Here is an 18,363-nt window from a genome sequence, read left to right on the forward strand (position 1 = left end):
CTTCTTGATCAGGCAGAGAGTACGAGCTCTGGCTGAGCGTGCGTTGCGGTCGCAACCTTTATGTCCAGCCAGCCGCGCTCGTCGACTGCGAGCTGGTCACCTCCATTGAGGATCACCGTGGTCGTTTCCGCCTCGACGATCGCGGGCCCTTCTATGAAGTCACCGGGCTGGAGCTTTTCGGCGGCATAAACGTCGACGTTCCTCCACTCGCCGAAATAGGCCTTGCGCTTGCGAGCTGTCACCAAGGAGTTCGACGATACGGCAGGTATCGACTTCTTTGTCCGTGCAACCATACCAACGGCCGCGACTCTGCCGTTGACGAGAACAACTTCCTCATCGGGCAGCGAATACGTGTACAGATCTTTGTGGGCGTGGTGAAAGCGGTGTTCGATCTGCTCGCTTAGATCTGCGGCGTCCAGATCCACGTCCGACAACGGAACGTCAACCTCGAACACCTGCTCGCCGTAACGCATCTCTGCGGATTTCTCGATCTCGATCGGTCCGCTGAACCATGCGCGCAAACGGTCCAAGGCCTGCTTCTGCAATCTCACGAACATATCGCGGACTTGCGTGTGCGACGACGCTTTACCTGTCCTGTAGTAGGTCTGGCTCACCTCATACCGCAGATCACTGGTGAGCATGCCCCAGGCGGAAAGAACTGAAGCTTCGGTCGGAATGATGATGCGCTTGATCTCCAGCTCTCGCGCCACCTCCACCGCATGGATCCCGGCGGCACCACCAAAGCTGAGGAGCGCAAATCGCCGCGGATCGACGCCACGTCTAAGCGTCATGAGCCGGATGCCATCAGCCATCTTCAAATTGACCAGCCGGAAGATACCTGCCGCGGTCTTCTCCCGACTTAGGCCGAGCTTGACTGCCAGCCGATCAAGTGCGGCCTCCGCAGCGTCCTGATCGAGAGGACGGCGGCCGCCCATGAAAGTGGTGGCGTCGAGATAGCCGAGGATCAGGTTGGCATCAGTCACCGTCGGAGCCTGGCCGCCATTGCCATAACACGCAGGTCCGGGCACCGACCCTGCGCTTTCCGGACCGACGCGGAACGAGCCCGTGGCATCGACGCTGGCGATCGATCCGCCCCCGGCGGCAATGCTCGCAATGTCGAGGCTGCGCAGGGCAATCCGCTGATCGGCGAGACCTCCGTCGGCCGACAGAGTGGCGCGACCGTCGGCGATTAGCGAAATATCCGTGCTGGTCCCTCCCATGTCGAACGGCACGAGATTGGGCAGGCCCAGCAGTTCAGCGCACCGCTTACTTCCCGACACGCCGCCAGCCGGACCCGACAGCACGGTAGCGGCCGCGAGCCGCGCCGCCTCTTCGACCGGCGCCACGCCGCCGTGGGAGAGAATGATGAAGAGGCTGCCGGCGAAGCCGGCCTCCCCCAACCGCTGCTCCAGGCCCTTCAGATAGTGGCGAACAGCCGGACTCACATAGGCGTTGACGATCGTTGTCGATACCCGCTCGTATTCCTTGATCTGCGGCAGGACGTCGGACGAACGCGAGACGCTGACACCCGGCAACGCCCTTGCCAAGCGCTCAGCGGCAGCGATCTCATGCGATGGATTGCTGTAGGAATGCAAGAAACACACTGCGACTGACGTCGCGCCCGATACGCGAACAGCCTCGATCGCCTGATTCAATGACGCTTCGTCCAAGGGAACGATCACCTCACCCATCGGCCCGATCCGTTCCCGAACACCGAAGCGCAAATTGCGCGGGACCAGCGGGGCCGGCGGCGGCGATCGCAAATCATAGCGATCGCCTTTCAAACCCTCCCGCATCTCGATCACGTCGCGATGCCCTGCGGTCGTCAGCAACGCCACCTTGGCGCCCTTGCGCTCAAGCAGCGCGTTCGTTGCCACAGTCGTGCCGTGCACGATGCGCTCGGTCTTCCCGAGCATTTCAGCGCGCGGCGATCCCAATCTCCGCGCCAACTCTTCGAGGCCGACCATAACCCCGATTGACTGGTCCTGCGGAGTGGACGGGGACTTCGCAAACACTGTTCGGCCGCTCTGGTCGATGGCCACGAGATCGGTGAACGTGCCGCCGACATCGATTCCGATGGTCAACATGGTTTCGAACCTGCTTTCTGCTGAGGGCTAGCTGACAAAGCCGAGTTCGCGATCAGCTTGCCGCGCTTGTTCCGAGCGCCTTTCGGGGGGGCCCCATCCGCCGCCGCCGGAGGAACGAATCTCGAGGCAGTCGCCCGGCAACACTTCAATGCCGACCTCCTTGGTCCGCAGCGCGCGAGGCGGCCGGCCATGCGAAATCAAACGATAACGATGCGGGGCGCCATCACATCCGCCGAGCAGTCCGCAGGCGCCGTGACGCACCCCCTCGCCAGCGGTGTTAGCCATCGCTGGCTTTTCGGTTTGAACAACCAATTCAAGTGCGACGCCGAGGCCTCCGCGGAACTGACCGTCACCGCCGGAATCGGCGAGATACTCATGATGGCGGAAGTGGAGCGGAAATCGCGCCTCCGCGACTTCGATGCTGCCGAACTTGATGCCACCAGCCGAATGCCATTCGCCGATCGAGGACCAGCCATCGCCGCCGGAGGATGCTCCCCCTCCCGGGCGCGCCTGGAACATGTGCCAGATGAACTGACGGCCGGTCCGTGGATTTTCGCCCTGGATCGCGATGCGGAAGCGACGGCTCCAACCCGCCATCGTCCGTTCTGGACAACATTGGGACAAGGCCTTGATGATTGCTTCGATGATCTCGTTTGACGGATGTGACGTACAAAAGCTGACCGGCAGGCCCGGATCCGACCACACGACCGTTCCTCTCTTGGCAATTACGGTGAGAGGCCGGAACGCGCCTGCGTTCTTCGGTATGTCGGCGTCGATCAAATAAGCAAAAGCCATCACAACGCCGGCCTGCATATTGGCGTAGGAGGAATTGACGAAGCTCATCGTCTGCGGATCAGAGTCCGAGAGATCGATTTCGATGTTGGAGCCCGTCTTGGTCACCTTCGCCGCGATCCGTATGTCTTCCCTCCCACGACCATCGTCGTCCAGGAATGACTCGCCATAGAACACCCCGTCCTTCCAAGTCGAGACGACGTCCCGCGCTTTCTGCTCGGCAGAGTCGAGAAGGATCTCGATCACTTGCTCGACAACGTCGGAGCCGAGTTCGTCGAACAGGCGCGTCAAACGGCGTTCACCGAGATGGGCGGCGCCGATCATCGCCGAAAAATCGCCGTGAAAGTCGCGCGGATTGCGGACGTTGAGAGCCAACATGTCGACGATGTCGTCGCGCCGCCTGCCAGCATCGTAGATTTTGATAGGCGGCACACGCAGGCCCTCCTGCCAAATCTCCGTGGCGTGTGGATTGTAGCCGCCATAGGTGGCACCTCCGACATCGCTGAAATGCGCCCGCACGATCGCCCAAAACAATCGCCGGCCGCGATCGAAGATCGGCACGAAGATCGTCATGTCCTGGAGGTGGCTGCCGCCGTGATAGGGGTCGTTCAGCAGTATGACGTCGCCCGGAACGACGTCGTCGAACTTCTCCTCGACCGCTATCGTCGCCCAGGGCAAGGCGCCGACATGGATCGGAATATGATCGGCTTGCGCGATCAGCCTCGCCTTGGTGTCGCAAATTGCAATGGAGAAGTCGCGGCTCGAGTTGAGGATTTGAGAATAGGACGTCCGAAGCATTGCTTCGCCCATCTCCGTCACGATCGAGCTGAGGCGGTGCTGAACTACGGATCGGGTAATGGGGTCGACACTACTTGTCACATTGGACATCATCGGAAGCCTTGAGGTCGCTGGTCTACGGTCGCCAGACACGATCTTCATCGCGTAGCTGCGGTGGCAGCGATCGCATCCGCGACCGCGTGCACGATGATGTCGACGTCGTTCGACGTCATCGGCGTGGATAGAGCGAACAGCCCGCCTGGCGCCAGAATTCCGCGGCTCAGAAGCGCCAACGTGAAGGCTGCCATCTGCCTTGCTTGGTTCGGATTCATATACGCCGAGCGATAGTCCCGCACTTTGCGATCGCCGAGATGGATCCTGCACAGCGAACCGCAGCCGGTAACATAGCCCGCCGTTTGATGTCGCCGGAGAGCCGATTCGATGCCGTCTCGCAATTGGCTTCCAAGCACATCCAAACGGGTGAACGCAGCGTGGTCGAGCAGCTGCATCGCGACCAGCCCGGCCCGCATCGTCATTGGATTCGCGGCGAAGGTCCCTGCGTGAGGCAGCGCAGGCTTTCCGTTCGACGGATCGAACACGGACATCACGTCGGCCGAGCCGCCGATGGCACCAACAGGAAATCCGCCCCCCATGATCTTGCCGAGCGTCGTCAGATCGGGAGCGATGTCCCAGAGGCCCTGTGCGCCGTGAAAGCCAAGGCGGAACGTGATGACCTCGTCGAAAATCAGAAGAGCGCCGACCTCATGTGTCACCATACGCAAGGCTTCCAGATAGGACCGGTCCGCCGGTACCAGGCCGGCGCGGTTGGGCATCGGATCGATCAATACGCAGGCCAGCTCACGACCGTGCTCGCGAATGAGCTCGACCGCGCCATCGGTATCGTTGAAAGGAATGACGATAGTGTCATTCAGGACTGAGGGCGGCGTACCTTTCGCGTAAGGCTTGGAAATCGGCGCGTTCGCGGTCCACTGCTCAGGCGAGGTGTCAAGACTTACCTCGGCATGATCATAGGCCCCGTGATAGGCCCCTTCGCATTTCGCGATCTTGAACCGGCCGGTATAGGCTCGCGCCGCCTTGAGGGCCGTCATAACGGCCTCCGTTCCTGAATTGGCGAACCTGATCCGCTCGACTGCTGGAAGACGCTCAGTGAGAAGCTCAGCCAGATCGATCTCCGATTCGGTCGGCATTCCGAAGGCTGTACCGAATGGAAGTTGCTCTGCGGCGACTTCGACCAACGCCGGATGGGCGTGGCCATGGATCAGTGCCGTGAAATTGTTACCGCAATCGATCAGCTCGTTGCCATCGACGTCCCAGATCCGGCAACCCTTCCCTCGCGCGGCGTAGACAGGAAAGGGCTTCATATAGAGCGTCGAACGCGTGTTGCCGCCGGGCATATGGGCCCGTGCCCGTTCGTGAAGCTGCTCGGACCGGCGATGTGATTGAGGGTACATTCGAATTCCTTTGGCTCATCGACCGAGATAGGCTTCCCGGACCCGGGGATCGTCCTTCAAATCGGCAGCATGACCATGCAGCACGATCTTTCCGGCTTCCAACACATAGGCGCGGTCGGCCACTGCAAGCGCCAGAACAGTGTTCTGTTCGACGACCAGGATGGTAAGACCGGCGCTCGCGATGATTTTGACGCGCTCGTACACCTCCTCAGCCAGCCGCGGTGCAAGGCCGAGGGACGGCTCGTCCAGAAGCAGCAGGCGGGGGCGTGCCATCAACGCACGCCCGATCGCGAGCATCTGCTGCTCGCCTCCGGAAAGCGACCAACCGAGCTGGCGCCGACGCTCCTTGAGCCTGGGAAAGAGCTCGAAGACACGGTCGAACTCTTCCGAGCAAGACCCGGCCCAGCCCTTCCAGCTGGCAGTGGCAACGACGAGATTCTCCTCAACCGTCAGTCCAGGAAAAATGCGCCGGCCCTCCGGTGCTTGCGCAATTCCGAGCGCAACACGCCGATCAGTCGGCAGCTTCAGAATCGACGTGCCGTCAAAGGCGATGTCGCCCCGGCGCACCTTGTTTAGCCCGGAGATCGCATGCAACAACGTCGTCTTGCCGGCCCCGTTTGCGCCGATCAATGCGACGGTCTCGCCGGCCCGGACTTCCATATTGACGCCAGAGACGGCAGTGATGTCACCATGGGTGATCGTCAGGTCGCTACATGCGAGCATGGACGTATCCCTCACCAAGGTAGGCTGAAAGCACAGCAGGATTGGACTGAACCTCGGCCGGCGTTCCTTCCGCGATCTTGCAGCCGAAATTCAGCACGAGAATGCGCTCCGCAAGCCGCATCACCATGCCCATGTTGTGTTCGATCAGGACGATCGCCAGTTGGTGCTGCTTTCTCAGCAACGACAAGCGTAGCATTAGCTGTTCGACTTCGGCCGAGTTTAAGCCAGCGGCCGGCTCGTCCAGGAGAAGCACTTTCGGTTCACAAGCGACAACTCGGGCGAGCTCGACCATCCGTCGCCGCCCGTAGGACAGCGTCTTGATCGACCGATCGGCGATGTCGGCCAGTCCCATCTGTTCGATGATTTGCATGGCCTGGCGGCGTAGTTCACGTTCTCCCAGGTTTGGATTGATCGCCGCGCCGACCATGACGTTCTCGAGAACCGACAGACGCGGAAACGTACGCCCATGCTGAAACGTACGACCAAGGCCTGAGCGGATCCGCTTGTTGGTCGCAAAACGCGTGATATCCCGCTTGGCAAGCAGCACGGAGCCGGCGTCTGGAACGACGAGCCCGGTAAGGACATTGAGCAAAGTGGATTTGCCCGCGCCATTGGGCCCGATGACCGCGACGAATTCGCCCGGCGAGACGGTGATGTCGACATCGTCCAGGGCGGCAAGCCCGCCATATCGTTTGCTGATGCCGCGTGCTTCGAGAATCATCATGACTTCGCTTCCGCGGGCTTGGCAACGGGAGCCCGCGAGGGCAGACGGAAGAAGCTTCGCAGTCCCATGATCCCGCTGGGCAGGAACACGAGGACGACGAACACCAAAATCCCGAACAGTGCGAGATAGGCGTTGCCCAGGAACCGCAGCCACTCGGGCAGGAACGTAAGCAGCACCGCCCCGAGAATTGCGCCGCCAATCGAGCTCTCTCCGCCGACGATCAACATCGCAAGATAGGTTATTGAGTTCGTATAGGAGAAGTCTTCCGGCGAAATGAAACGGACATGGCAGGCGAACAGACATCCCGCTAGGGCGGCACAGGCGGCGGAGAGCGTGAAGGCTAGCAGCTTCAGGCGCGGGGTATCGAGTCCGGTCATCTCGGAGGCGAGCTCATCATCGCGCACGGCAATCAAGGCACGGCCGTAGCGCGAATGATGCAAGAAAGATGCGAGCAGGACCACGATCGCAAGACTGAGGAGGGCCAGCCACAGGAAGCCGCGCTCACTCGTTAGCGGATAGGACAGGACCTCGAAGGGAGGAATGCGGGAAATACCATTGGTCCCACCAGTCAGGTCGAGCCAGTTCGAGGTGATGATCACGAACGATACGTTGAGCCCTAACGTCGCGAGCGCGAGATAGTGTCCTTTCAAGCGCAGCAGCGGCAGCCCAATGACCATTGCAAACACCACGGCGACGGCAATGGCCGCAGGCATCGCCAACCAAGGCGATACCCCGCTCCGCGTGGTCAGGATCGCCAGCACGTAGGCGCCGAGCCCCACGAATGCAGCATGTCCCAGCGAGATCAGGCCTGTATAACCAAAGGCGATATTAAGCCCGACCACAGAGACCGCAGAGATCACGGCGAGGTTGAGGAGCCGAAGGTGATATTCGGGAAGAACCAGCGAGAGCGATCCACCAATTGCGAGAATGCAGATGACCAGGACCGATGATCGAAAGATGGACATCCCTCAGCCCCGATCCTGGATCTTTTCGCCGAACAGCCCTTGCGGGCGTACGAACAAGAATCCGATCATGATGCCGAACGAGATCAGGTCCTTGTAGGCCGACGAGATATAGCTTGCGCCGAGCACCTCGCTCAGTCCGACGAAGATGCCGCCGAGCACGGCACCAGGCAGGCTGCCGAAGCCCCCGATGATGGTCGCGGCGAACGCCTTCAGTGCGACGGGATCACCCATGTTGACGTCGGCAAACCACATTGGTCCGAGCAGAAGCCCGGCGGCGCCGGCGAGCAGCGCACCCAACACCCATGACATGGCGAGGAGCCTGTTGACCTTCAGCCCCATCAGCTTGGCGGCCTGAACGTCCTGCGCCACGGCTCGCATGCCGATCCCGAAGCTGGTGCGGTGCAGGAGAACCCAAAGGCATGCGACCAGCAGAGCCGTCATTCCGACCGTCATCAAGGCATGGACAGAGATGACCGCGCCGCCGAGCTCGACCGTCATGCCCTCGATCGGGGACGCGAGTCGCACCGGCCACGAGCCGAACGTCAGGAGTGCCGCGTTCTGCATGATGATGCTGACAGCCACCGTACCGATGATGACCGTTACCGCCGGACTAGCTCTGAGGGGGCGATAGACGAGCGCGAAAAACGCAATTCCGAAGGCCGCCATTGCAAGCAGCGCCACGCCATAGGCGATGGGCCATGGCAGGTGAGCATTCACCAGAGCCGCGACGCCTGCAAACGTTCCGAACATCACGAACTGACCGGCCGCAAAGTTCACAACCCCGGTCGTCTCGTACACGATCACGAATCCCATGGCAGCCAGCGCATAGACGCCGCCAATGGCGAAACCATTGATCGCAAGCTGGAAAAAGTCTGCCACAAGTCCTCCGATGCTGCCGGTCGCAGCCGAGCTCAGTTGATCGAGACCTTCTTCACCAGCTCAAGCGTCTTGCTGTTCGCTTTCGGCTTCACGATCACCACATCGTGGACGCCATTACCTTTGTCATCGTAGCTGTAGACGTGACCGATGCCGTCCCAGGCCTTCTGCGCCGAGAGCCAGTTCCGAAGCGCGACAGGTTCAAGTCCAGCCCCGCGCATAGCGTCCGCCATGAGGAAAGCGCCATCATAGTAAGCGAGACCGTAGGGGTCCGGGGCGGTCCCGAACTTGGCCTGATATCGGTCGACGAAGTCCTTCATTCTCGGGCTTGTCGACGGATCTACCAGGGCGTCCAGCACGCCGAACGTGTTCTCGATATCAGATGCCGTTAACAATTGCAGCGTGGCCGTCACATACAGAGAGGACGAACCGACGAGCGGAGCCTTCATGCCAAGTGATTTGTATTGCCGAACTGCCAGCGCCATGTCTTGCGGGTACCCGAAGAGCAAGACTGCGTCCGCGCTCCTGTTGCGCAAATTCACGATCTGCGCCGAGAAGTCCTTGTCATTCTGACCATAAGCCTCTGAGCCGACGATACCCACCCCGCGCGCCGCGAGAGCCTTGGCCGCGGCTTGCGCGCCACCCTGGCCAAAGTCATTCTGGATATACAGAATCCCGGGCCGCTTTGCGTTCAACACGCTCGTCACGCAATCGACCATACCTAAGGCAGCCAAGCTGTCTGCAGGCCGAAGACGGAACATCCATTCGTTGCCACCCTCCGCAATTGCATCGACGCCGCCGGCATACATCGCCGGCACCTGCACTTTCTTCACCTCGGGCGACACGGCAAGATTCTGGGTCGAATAGCTCGAGAGAAAGAAGAATGACGGCTTGGTTTCCTGGGCCAGCTTAACGTAGGCGTTTACAGCCGTGCTGTTCGATCCCTGCGTATCTTCGAACACGATCTTGATCCTGCGGCCCCGGATGCCACCCGCCTTGTTGATGTCCTCCTCCGCCATCTTGAGCGAGTTGAGATACTGCAGACCCGTCAGGGACAAGGGCCCCGTCATCGGAACGGTCGCGCCAACCAGGATATCTGCCTCCTCGGCGCGAGCCGGGACGCCGGCGAGCGGAGCCGCGATAATCGCAGCCATCGACTTGAGGAAGCTCTTGCGCGTGATTCCCATAGCTCCGTTCCCGCTTTGACAGGTATCGTCTCGTTTTTCGAGACGAAATCTCGAATAACGAAACACTAGATCCTGCCGGAATCGGAGTCAAGTCGCATCGGCGATGAGGCTGGTCCGGAGTTGCAACCCGATCAAGTGCGAGGGCATTCGGGAAGACCTCTCCGACCGTATGGGGAGGTTGCGAGCAGCGGAAAATTGACCTACTGAGCCGTCTCATCACCCTGATGCGATCCAACGAATGTCGGAAAAAGACCCCTCTCCTGGGCCACTCACGCGGTACTTCGATGTCCTCGAACTCATCGCCTCGTTTCCCGGGGCGCTAACGCTTGGAGACGTTTCGTCGCTCCTTGGGCTTCCCAAAGCGACGGCTCATAGGTTGCTGAAGGGCCTTGTCCGATCCAATCTCGCAAAGGAGGGGGATGGTGGTCGGACGTACCAATTGGGCGAACGCGTCACGCGCGTTCTTCATGCGAGCGCGGAGGAAGGTTGGCTCTCATCGCTTGCGGGGCCACATCTCCGTGCTCTGTCCGAGGCAACATCCGAAGCGTGCTTTCTGGCCCGCCTTGTGGGCTCACATGTCTTCGTAGCTGTTTCCGAGGCGCCCGACATGAAATGGATACAGCACGTGGCAGAGGGCCTTGAGATGCCTGTCAACGCCGCGGCTTCGGGCAAGGCAATCATGGCTTACCAGTCAAAGGAGCTCATCTCCGAGGCCCTTTCACAGGACCTGCCAAAGCCCACAAACCTCTCTCAAACGAGCCGCCGCTGGATCGAGAAAGAATTCGCGACTGTTCGCGAGCAGGGATATGCGACCTGCGTAGGAGAAATATACGAAGGATCGGCCGCAATCGCATGTCCCATCATGCTGCCGGAAGGCAGCGTCCTCTATTCGGTCGCAATAAGCGGCCCCCAAGAGAGGGTGATGGACAAAAAGATGCCGCAGCGCCTGCAGATCCTGCGTGACACCGCCGCGGCCTTAGGAAAGGCGCTTTCGCTCGGAGCAAGCATTCGATCCCGCCATTGAGATCCCGATTTCTTTCCAGGTTGCGAATATGGACGTTAGTCGAGGCGCTCCCTTTCTTTCCTCGGAAATGCACGTGGAGCCCAGTTGGATTGACCATGATGGTCATCTCAACATGGCCTACTATCACGTGCTTCTCGACCGCGCTTCTGATGAATTCTGGGTGTCGCTGGGATTGGGTCCACGATACATCGAGACCACGCGCTGCTCGACTTTCGCGGCCGAGTGCCACATTCGCTATCTTCGGGAAGTTCACTTGAAGGATCAGGTGCGCACTGCAATATTCCTGATCGGCGCGGACGAGAAGCGCCTGCATACATTTCGTCAACTTTATCGTTCGGATGGCAGCTTGGCCGCGACGTCGGAAAACATGTCGCTTCACGTTGACCTCAATACCCGCAAGGTCGTTGCTTTCCCTTCCGAAATCAAGGATCGACTGCAAGCGGTTGCCCAGCTTCATCAGCGCCTCACTCCGCCGTCCGGCATCGGCCGGCGCATTTCTATGAAAGCGCGTTGATTGACCGATGCAAAGGTTAGAATCAACGCTACTGCTCTCGGTCCATCCGGCCTCTTCTGGTGCCTACACTGCGTTTTGAAGGCCTTCTCGGCCCCGGCAGGGCTATGGCGGTGCATTTGTTAAGGCCACGACTTCCAATTCGGACTGTTTCCCCCCGCAGTTGCAAGCGCCCCAAAGGGAGAGCCGAGACACTCGAAGACAATGGAGCAATCCGCTCCATCAGGTCTCGTGAAACAAGAACGGAATGCTTCGTTTCTCGACACGCAGTTTGAATACGCGCCGCCGTATTCATCGTGTCCCCCAACAGCGCAATCTCCAACCTGAAAAGGCCGAGCTCTCCCACCACCACGGGTCCAATGTGCAAGCCCGCGCGAAATTGCGGCACAACGCCAAATTCCGCGCTATATGTGGCAGCCGCCTCCTCCAATGTCCTGAGCGCGTCAAAGCATGCCGTCACACACCTTATATTGGCCGTCGCATTTCCGGGCGCCCACGTCGCGATCACCTCGTCGCCGACGTATTTGTGAATTTCTCCTCCTTCCCTGACAATCGGCGTCGTCACATCGGCGATGAATCGGTTCAGGAAATCGAGGAAGCGTAGCTCACCAAGATGCTCGGCATGGCTGGTGGACGATGCCATATCCAGAAACAAGACGATGCGCTCTTCAATCTTCGGCCGATGGTAACGACCGGCGATGAACGAGAAGAGAACGCCTTGTCCAAGGAGCTGGTTGATGCCGACCAGCGCGTTGAAGAGCATGCTGAGCGCGATCGCCAGCCACACATCTCGGGGCCGAGGAACCGCGACGGGCGCGCCCGAGATCAGTGCGGGCACGATACTCAAGGCGATTAGGATGATTGCAATGTAGACGAGGGCGCGAAGCATGATCGCGACCGAGAACGGCAGCTTGCGCAAACGATTGACACGATCGTTCTCGAAGACGAACAACTCAATCGCCAACACGGCGAGGCAGACAGTTGCGCCTGTTAACGCGCCCCGGAGGGCGCCTGCTCCGGAATGAGCGAGACCATCCGCAAGATGCCCCCGGACCGCTCCAGCGACGATGCTGACGATCATGAAAGCCCTGATCAGAGGACTGATATGTGTGATGCGATCCGTGCGATAAGACCTGCTCACTCCTGACGTCAAATTTGCGCGCTCTGTCATCACACTACCCGCTCGTGACGGCGTCGGCGAACGCGATACCCAAGCGCCCGCCCCTCGCCGAAAGTCTCCCATTCACCAGCCAGGTTCAAGCCGCGAAATCCCGGAGCAACAAGCCTCCGCAGATGATAAGGAATATCCCGAACGCGACCAGTGGAAGCGGAATCGTGACAGCCGCCAGCGCGCCGCCGATCATGGCGCTCAGGGATTCTGCACCCACCTGGAGTGCCTGGTTGTTGCCCATGACGCGGCCTTGCCGCTCCGAGGACACAGCGTTGGACAGGATCGTCGGGCATGCGGCAAGCGCGATCGTCCCCATCATGGTTGTCAGACCGCCGGTGATCCAGATCGAGCCTATTTGAGACGGCACTGTAATCGCAATCATGGCGGCCCCGGCGGCGATGCAGGCGGTGATGGCGAGGCGATTCAAACCAATCTGGCGGGTCAATGGGGCCATGATGCAGAAGCTCGTGATTGCCGAGATCAGAGCCAGCCCCGAATAGATCAAGGTGGTTTGATCGACGCCCGTATCCCAGCGATCGACCAAATAGACGAGCACCATCCGGAAGTAGCCGAATAGCGCAAGATAGATCAGGAAATTGAGCAGATAGAGCCGCCGGATTGGCTTATCGGTAAAGATGCTGCTGAGATTTGTGATCGCGGCGATCATGCTGAAATCGGCGTGCGGGTCAGCCGCGTGTGTCTCGGCGAAGCGCCAAATGAGCGTTGTGACAAGGAGCGGTACCATCAACCAGAACGGAACGCTCCAGCCGAGATGCAGGGCCATCTGGCCGCCGACTATCGGGCCGGCGATATAGCCGAGACTGGAGCTGGAGTACGTCCAGGCAAACAGACGCGGGCGCTCATCTGGACTGCTCATGTCGGAAATCGCGCTCTGCGCGATGGCGATGTTCGATTCCGCCAGCCCGCCAATCAAGCACCCCATTCCCAGCAGGACGAGAGATCGCCATTGGATGCCGAGAGCTATGACGACATATCCAAGCACGGTCACCACGAGCGAATTGACCAGGACAGGTCTGCGGCCGTAGCGGTCGGACAAGGTGCCCAGGATCGGAGATCCCACGAACTGACCGAGCGGGTAAATTGCAAGCAGCAGACCAAGGACGATGCTCCGCTGCCCGACAGTGGCGCCGTCTGGCAGAAATCCATTGTTTCCCATCAGCATGGGTGCAAACAAAGTGATCATGAGCGAGTAGCCGCAAAAGCCGATGAAAATCAGCAGATAGAGCGGCAGGAGCGGGAAAATGCGCGTTGGGCCTGTTTGGTCGATCCGTGCAGTCTGCGCCGGAGTGCAGTTCGCCATGTCAGTCATCACCAAGCCCTCTCATATTGCCGGGGTACGATCGCGTCGCGCCCAAGATGCAGGAGATCGCACTGGCGGTCGTCGTCGCGCCGGACAAATGATCCAGCTGGCGGCCAAACACAAATACAGCTTCGATATGCTGCTATCGGCGAGAGCTATGGCCGGCGCGAAAGGGTCCGCCGGCAACGCTCAGGCAAGGGCAACCGCCTGCCGGCCCACTTCAACGAGGCCTCGACTTTAAGGCAATTGGCATTTGTCCGCTTTGGGGGTGCCGACCGTCAGCTAGAACGAATTTCGCGTCTATTGGGACAACGCTTCACGCTTGCCGCCGAAAGGCTTCTTGGCTTGCTCCCGCCAGCGCTGAAAGGTCACATAGAGCATCGGCACCAGGAAAATGCCTATCGAACTGGCAGCGAGCATGCCTCCGAAGACCGCCGTGCCTACAGCCCTTCGGCTGATCTCGGCCGCTCCTGTTGCCGTCACCAGCGGTACGAGTCCGAGGATGAATGCGACCGAGGTCATCATCACCGCGCGGAAGCGCATCTGCGACCCCAGCACCGCGGCATCCGTGATCGACATGCCCGCGTCGCGTTGCTCCTTGGCGAATTCGACGATCAGGATGCCGTTCTTGGCGGCCAGTGCGATCAGCACCACGAGGCCGATCTGGGCATAAAGATCGAGATTCAACCCTGCGATCTTGATGGCAAGGTAAGAGCCGCACACACCGACCGCGACCGCAAGCAAGACTGGAATTGGAATGGTCCAGCTCTCATACAGCGCGACCAGGAACAGATAGGCAAACAGGATTGCCAGGCCGAGAATGATTCCGGTCTGCCCCGACGCTGCCTGCTCCTGATAGGCCGTGCCGGTCCATTCGTAGGAATAGCCGGCCGGCAGCGTTGTCTTGGAGAGCTGCTCCATCGCCGCGATTGCCGTTCCCGAGGAGACGCCGGGCGCCGGGCCGCCATTGATCGTCACCGAGCGGTAGTTGTTGTAGCGGGTGATGACCTGCGGTCCCGTGACGATCCTCGCGCTTGCGATCGAGCGCAGCGGCACCATGTCGCCGGTCGCGTTCCGCACATAGATCTGCCAGAGATCAGAAATGTCGCCGCGGTTGGCGGCCTCGCCTTCCACATTGACCTGCCATGTCCGGCCGAACAGGTTGAAGTTATTGACGTAGACGCCACCAAGCGTCGCCTGCAAGGCGGTGAAAACGTCACTCATATTGAGGCCCAGCGCCTGGGCCTTGGCACGGTCGATGTCGAGATAGACGGAGGGATTGCTGGCCGTGAACGTCGAGAACACGCGCGCGAGGCGCGGATCGCGATTGGCCGCGTTGACCAGTCCACCCATCACGCTGCCGAGCGCAGCCGGATCCTGCCCTTCCAGTGCGTCGAGCTGATACTCGAACCCGCCGGAGGTCGAAAGCCCGATGATCGGCGGCAGGTTGAACGGGAGGACGTTGGCTTGGCGGATCTGGGCACCCGCGCCGAACGTTCGCCGGATCACCGCTTGCACCGTATCCGTTGCCGCGCGACGATCCGCGAACGGCTTCAAGCGCGCGACCATGAAGGCTGAGTTCGGCTCGTTGCCACCATCAAGCAAGGAGAAGCCGATGATCGAGAGCACGTGATCGACCGCGGGCTCCTTCTTCAAAAGCTCCTCGACTTGCTTCGTCACCTCGCTGGTGCGCGCGACGGAGGCGCCGTCGGGCAATTGCACGGCAACGAAGAAGGCGCCTTGATCCTCCTCGGGAAGGAAGCCGGTCGGCGTGAGCCGCGAGATGCCGACGATTCCGCCCGCGAAAATCAGCACTACGACCAGGGATAATACGGCGAGCCGCAGAAGCCGCCGCACAAGGCTGGCGTAGCCGTCACGGACCCAGTCGATGCCGGCGAGCACGCGTCCCACGACGCCGCGCCTGGGTCCGCGATGGCGCAGGAACACGGCGCAGAGGGCTGGTGACAGCGTCAGTGCATTCAATGCCGAGATCACCATCGCCGCGCTGATCGTAACGGCGAACTGGCGGAACAGCATACCGGAGATGCCTGGAATGAAAGCGATCGGAACGAAGACCGACAGCAACACCAGCGAAATCGCGATGATCGGCGCGGTGATCTGCGCCATCGCCTTTTTGGTCGCCTCGGCGGGGGAAAGGTTCGGCTCCTCCTCCATGACGCGCTCGACGTTCTCGACCACGACGATTGCATCGTCGACCACAATTCCGATGGCGAGCACCATCGCAAGCAGCGAGACCGTGTTGGCCGAATAGCCCATCGCGAGCAGCACCGCGAAAGTGCCGATCAGGCTGACAGGCACGGCAATCGCGGGAATGATGGTGGCGCGCAAACTGCCAAGGAACAGGAACACGACGATGACGACGAGGACGAAGGCTTCGGCCAGCGTCTTCAGGACCTCCTTGATCGTGTCGGCGACAAAAGTGGTGGAGTCGTAGTGCACCAGATAGGTCAAACCCGGCGGAAACCGCTCGGAGAGCTTGGCAAGTGTCGTCTGCACCGCGTTGGCCGTGGTGACCGCGTTGGCGCCCGGGGCGAGATAGATGCCGATCGGCACGCCCGGATTTCCGTCGATCCTGGATTCGCTATCCATGTTCTGCGCGCCGATCTCGACGCGGGCGACATCCTTGATCCGGAGCATAGAGCCGTCCGGGTTTGCGCGCAACACGATGTTGCCAAATTGATCTGACGTCGTGAGCCGCCCCTGCGTCTGCACGTTGAATTGGAATTGCTGATTGTCACTGATCGGCCGGGCGCCGATGCGTCCAACGGGCGCCTGCACGCTCTGCGACCGGATCGCTGCGACCACGTCCGATGGCGCCAGATTGAGGCTGGTGAGACGCTGGGTATCAAACCAGATGCGCATCGAGTAGTTCAGCTTAGCGAACAGAGTCGCCTGGCCTACTCCCGGCGTGCGGGAGATCGCGTCCAGCACATTGATGATGGCATAATTGGTGATGAACAGCGGGTCCTGCGCGCCGGTCTTGCTGTAGAGCACGAGGAACTGCAGCACAGCCGACGACTTCTTCTGCACCACGAGGCCCTGCGCCTGGACCTCGGTAGGCAATTGCGCCAGCGCGCTCTGCACGCGGTTATTGACATTGACGGTATTGATGTCGGGATCGCTTCCGAGCGCAAACGACAAGGTCAGGGTATAGCTGCCGTCATTACCGCTCGTCGACTTCATGTACAGCATCTTGTCGACACCGACGATCGCCGCTTCGAGCGGCTGGGCGACGCTCGACTCCACGACCTCGGCGGAGGCTCCAGGAAAGTTCGCAGTCACCGTCACCTGCGGCGGCACGATGTCCGGGAATTGCGCGACAGGTATGCGCATCAACGCGAGAGCGCCGGCAATGGTGATGACGAGCGCGATGACTATAGCGAGCCGCGGCCGATCAACGAAAATGGACGAAATCATTGGGTTATTCCCGACGGGGTCGTTCGGAGCGCGCTTTTCGCGGTCCCTTCCTGAGCATTCATGCTGGATTGGATGAGCGCGCTGGCGGGGCCGGGTGCGATGACCTCACCTGGCCGCACACGCTGCAGCCCCTCGACGATCACCTTGTCTCCGGGCGCGAGGCCACTTGTCACGGCGGCGATCGTGGAGGTCGATTGACCCAGCTTGATCCGATGCTGCTCGGCCTTATTGTCCGCGGCGACGACATAGACATACTCGCCCTGTTGATCCGACAACACGGCCGAGCGCGGGATCGCCACCACCTCGACCGGCTCGACGCCTTCCAGCAACACGGTCACGAATTCGTTGTCGATGAGTTCGCGCAGGGAGAGATTTTTCAGGACGGGGTTTGGAATGGTCCCCCGCAGCGTGATGGTGTCGGTGTTCTGCGCGATCGTGTTGTTGACGAAGTTCAATTGTCCGGGCTCTCCATAGAGACGCCCGTCCGGGAGACGAACTCTGATGACGACCGCGCTGAAGCCGCCTTGCGCCGCGTAGTGCTCGCGCAGGCTCAATGCCTCACGGACCGAAACAGGAAAGATGACGTACATGGGATCCTGGCTGACGATGGTGGTCAGCACGCCCGAGCTCGGCGTTACGACGTTACCCTCGGTCACCGTTGTGTTGCCGATCCTGCCGTCGATCGGAGAGCGAATTTCGGTGTAATCGAGATTGGTCTGTGACAGCTCGACCTGAGCCTGCGCGGCTTGAACTTGCGCCTCAAGACTTTGCTGGTTGGCGAGCGCCGCATCATAGGTCGATTGCTGGCCGGCTGGCCCGCCGAGCAGCGCCTTTGCCCGCTCCGTCGTCAGCCTTGCATTCGCCAGAGTTGCCTGCAACTGCGCAACTTGCGCCTGCTTCGATTTCAGGTCGGCTTCGAAGGGACCTCGCTCCAGTTGATAGAGCAGGTCGCCCTTCTTGACCTCGGAGCCCTCGACGAAATTGCGCTTCTCCAAAAAGGCGGTGACGCGAGCCACTACGTTGACGCGATTGGTGGCTTCGATTCGCCCCAGGAACTCATTGGTCGGGGTGATCGGCCGCGTGACGGCCTCCATGACTCCAACGGCGGGTGGTCTGGACGCGCCAAGCTGGGCGTTGGCGGGCGGAATCATGGCCAGCACCAACACCCCGGATAGAATGATTCCTGCTATTGGGCCAAATGGTCTGATTGCACGCAGCATTTGCCGGCCTCTATTGGTTGGCAGCGGTCCAGGAAATAGGATTTCAGGTTTTGAAAGGGCGAGCGGAGGGCATCA

General features: G+C 60.5%; 14 protein-coding genes. 2 read left to right on the plus strand and 12 right to left on the minus strand.

Annotated features, from left to right (window positions below; translation table 11 throughout):
- Positions 1-8: 8 nt before the first annotated feature.
- The 8 genes from MTR72_RS37095 to MTR72_RS37130 all read right to left on the minus strand — a co-directional run bounded on the left by MTR72_RS37095 (position 9) and on the right by MTR72_RS37130 (position 9,603).
- Positions 9-2,087: a hydantoinase/oxoprolinase family protein gene (locus MTR72_RS37095; protein WP_280969729.1), complete on the minus strand. Its 2,079-nt coding sequence runs from the start codon at positions 2,085-2,087 to the stop codon at positions 9-11.
- Between the two features lie 27 nt (positions 2,088-2,114).
- Positions 2,115-3,818: a hydantoinase B/oxoprolinase family protein gene (locus tag MTR72_RS37100; RefSeq protein ID WP_341512073.1), complete on the minus strand. Its 1,704-nt coding sequence runs from the start codon at positions 3,816-3,818 to the stop codon at positions 2,115-2,117.
- Entirely contained in the window at positions 3,815-5,071 is a 1,257-nt protein-coding gene (locus MTR72_RS37105) for an aspartate aminotransferase family protein (protein WP_280969727.1), read from the minus strand. Before MTR72_RS37105 ends, MTR72_RS37100 begins: the two co-directional genes overlap by 4 nt.
- Before the next feature lie 72 nt (positions 5,072-5,143).
- The gene (locus MTR72_RS37110; RefSeq protein WP_280970931.1) at positions 5,144-5,851 is read right to left on the minus strand and encodes an ABC transporter ATP-binding protein; all 708 of its coding nucleotides are present in this window, start codon (positions 5,849-5,851) and stop codon (positions 5,144-5,146) included.
- Entirely contained in the window at positions 5,838-6,575 is a 738-nt protein-coding gene (locus tag MTR72_RS37115; RefSeq protein ID WP_280969726.1) for an ABC transporter ATP-binding protein, read from the minus strand. The genes MTR72_RS37110 and MTR72_RS37115 overlap by 14 nt, the downstream gene beginning before the upstream one ends.
- A complete protein-coding gene (locus MTR72_RS37120) occupies positions 6,572-7,540 on the minus strand; it encodes a branched-chain amino acid ABC transporter permease (protein WP_280969725.1) in 969 nt (322 codons plus the stop codon). Before MTR72_RS37120 ends, MTR72_RS37115 begins: the two co-directional genes overlap by 4 nt.
- A 3-nt stretch (positions 7,541-7,543) precedes the next feature.
- Positions 7,544-8,419: a branched-chain amino acid ABC transporter permease gene (locus MTR72_RS37125; protein ID WP_280969724.1), complete on the minus strand. Its 876-nt coding sequence runs from the start codon at positions 8,417-8,419 to the stop codon at positions 7,544-7,546.
- Between the two features lie 32 nt (positions 8,420-8,451).
- Complete coding sequence (locus MTR72_RS37130) at positions 8,452-9,603, minus strand: ABC transporter substrate-binding protein (protein WP_341512074.1); 1,152 nt, start codon at positions 9,601-9,603, stop codon at positions 8,452-8,454.
- A 238-nt stretch (positions 9,604-9,841) separates the two neighbouring features.
- On the opposite strand from MTR72_RS37130, the gene MTR72_RS37135 reads away from it, so the two are divergent.
- Together MTR72_RS37135 and MTR72_RS37140 are read left to right on the plus strand one after the other, a co-directional pair.
- Positions 9,842-10,627, plus strand: a complete 786-nt coding sequence (locus tag MTR72_RS37135; protein ID WP_341512075.1) for an IclR family transcriptional regulator — start codon at positions 9,842-9,844, stop codon at positions 10,625-10,627.
- A 67-nt stretch (positions 10,628-10,694) separates the two neighbouring features.
- Positions 10,695-11,141, plus strand: coding sequence for a thioesterase family protein (locus MTR72_RS37140; RefSeq protein WP_341512094.1), 447 nt, complete (start codon positions 10,695-10,697; stop codon positions 11,139-11,141).
- A 28-nt stretch (positions 11,142-11,169) separates the two neighbouring features.
- Here MTR72_RS37140 and MTR72_RS37145 read toward each other — a convergent pair whose 3' ends face one another.
- The 4 genes from MTR72_RS37145 to MTR72_RS37160 form a co-directional block, all read right to left on the minus strand.
- Entirely contained in the window at positions 11,170-12,219 is a 1,050-nt protein-coding gene (locus MTR72_RS37145) for an adenylate/guanylate cyclase domain-containing protein (RefSeq protein WP_280969720.1), read from the minus strand.
- Between the two features lie 175 nt (positions 12,220-12,394).
- Positions 12,395-13,639: an MFS transporter gene (locus tag MTR72_RS37150; protein ID WP_341512076.1), complete on the minus strand. Its 1,245-nt coding sequence runs from the start codon at positions 13,637-13,639 to the stop codon at positions 12,395-12,397.
- Positions 13,640-13,930: 291 nt separating this feature from the next.
- On the minus strand, positions 13,931-17,068 hold the full coding sequence (locus MTR72_RS37155) for an efflux RND transporter permease subunit (RefSeq protein WP_280969718.1): 3,138 nt from the start codon (positions 17,066-17,068) through the stop codon (positions 13,931-13,933).
- The gene (locus MTR72_RS37160; RefSeq protein ID WP_280969717.1) at positions 17,065-18,219 is read right to left on the minus strand and encodes an efflux RND transporter periplasmic adaptor subunit; all 1,155 of its coding nucleotides are present in this window, start codon (positions 18,217-18,219) and stop codon (positions 17,065-17,067) included. Before MTR72_RS37160 ends, MTR72_RS37155 begins: the two co-directional genes overlap by 4 nt.
- Positions 18,220-18,363 lie beyond the last annotated feature (144 nt).

Source organism: Bradyrhizobium sp. ISRA442, from assembly GCF_038085055.1.
GTDB lineage: Bacteria > Pseudomonadota > Alphaproteobacteria > Rhizobiales > Xanthobacteraceae > Bradyrhizobium.

What these genes read in the sequence shown, in the direction of transcription:
- MTR72_RS37095 (WP_280969729.1), bottom strand. Translation starts at nt 2,087, where the DNA reads ATGTTGACCATCGGAATCGATGTCGGCGGCACGTTCACCGATCTCGTG.
- MTR72_RS37100 (WP_341512073.1), bottom strand. Translation starts at nt 3,818, where the DNA reads ATGAAGATCGTGTCTGGCGACCGTAGACCAGCGACCTCAAGGCTTCCG.
- MTR72_RS37105 (WP_280969727.1), bottom strand. Translation starts at nt 5,071, where the DNA reads ATGCCCGGCGGCAACACGCGTTCGACGCTCTATATGAAGCCCTTTCCT.
- MTR72_RS37110 (WP_280970931.1), bottom strand. Translation starts at nt 5,851, where the DNA reads ATGCTCGCATGTAGCGACCTGACGATCACCCATGGTGACATCACTGCC.
- MTR72_RS37115 (WP_280969726.1), bottom strand. Translation starts at nt 6,575, where the DNA reads ATGATGATTCTCGAAGCACGCGGCATCAGCAAACGATATGGCGGGCTT.
- MTR72_RS37120 (WP_280969725.1), bottom strand. Translation starts at nt 7,540, where the DNA reads ATGTCCATCTTTCGATCATCGGTCCTGGTCATCTGCATTCTCGCAATT.
- MTR72_RS37130 (WP_341512074.1), bottom strand. Translation starts at nt 9,603, where the DNA reads ATGGGAATCACGCGCAAGAGCTTCCTCAAGTCGATGGCTGCGATTATC.
- MTR72_RS37135 (WP_341512075.1), top strand. Translation starts at nt 9,842, where the DNA reads ATGTCGGAAAAAGACCCCTCTCCTGGGCCACTCACGCGGTACTTCGAT.
- MTR72_RS37140 (WP_341512094.1), top strand. Translation starts at nt 10,695, where the DNA reads ATGCACGTGGAGCCCAGTTGGATTGACCATGATGGTCATCTCAACATG.
- MTR72_RS37145 (WP_280969720.1), bottom strand. Translation starts at nt 12,219, where the DNA reads ATGATCGTCAGCATCGTCGCTGGAGCGGTCCGGGGGCATCTTGCGGAT.
- MTR72_RS37150 (WP_341512076.1), bottom strand. Translation starts at nt 13,639, where the DNA reads ATGACTGACATGGCGAACTGCACTCCGGCGCAGACTGCACGGATCGAC.
- MTR72_RS37155 (WP_280969718.1), bottom strand. Translation starts at nt 17,068, where the DNA reads ATGATTTCGTCCATTTTCGTTGATCGGCCGCGGCTCGCTATAGTCATC.
- MTR72_RS37160 (WP_280969717.1), bottom strand. Translation starts at nt 18,219, where the DNA reads ATGATTCCGCCCGCCAACGCCCAGCTTGGCGCGTCCAGACCACCCGCC.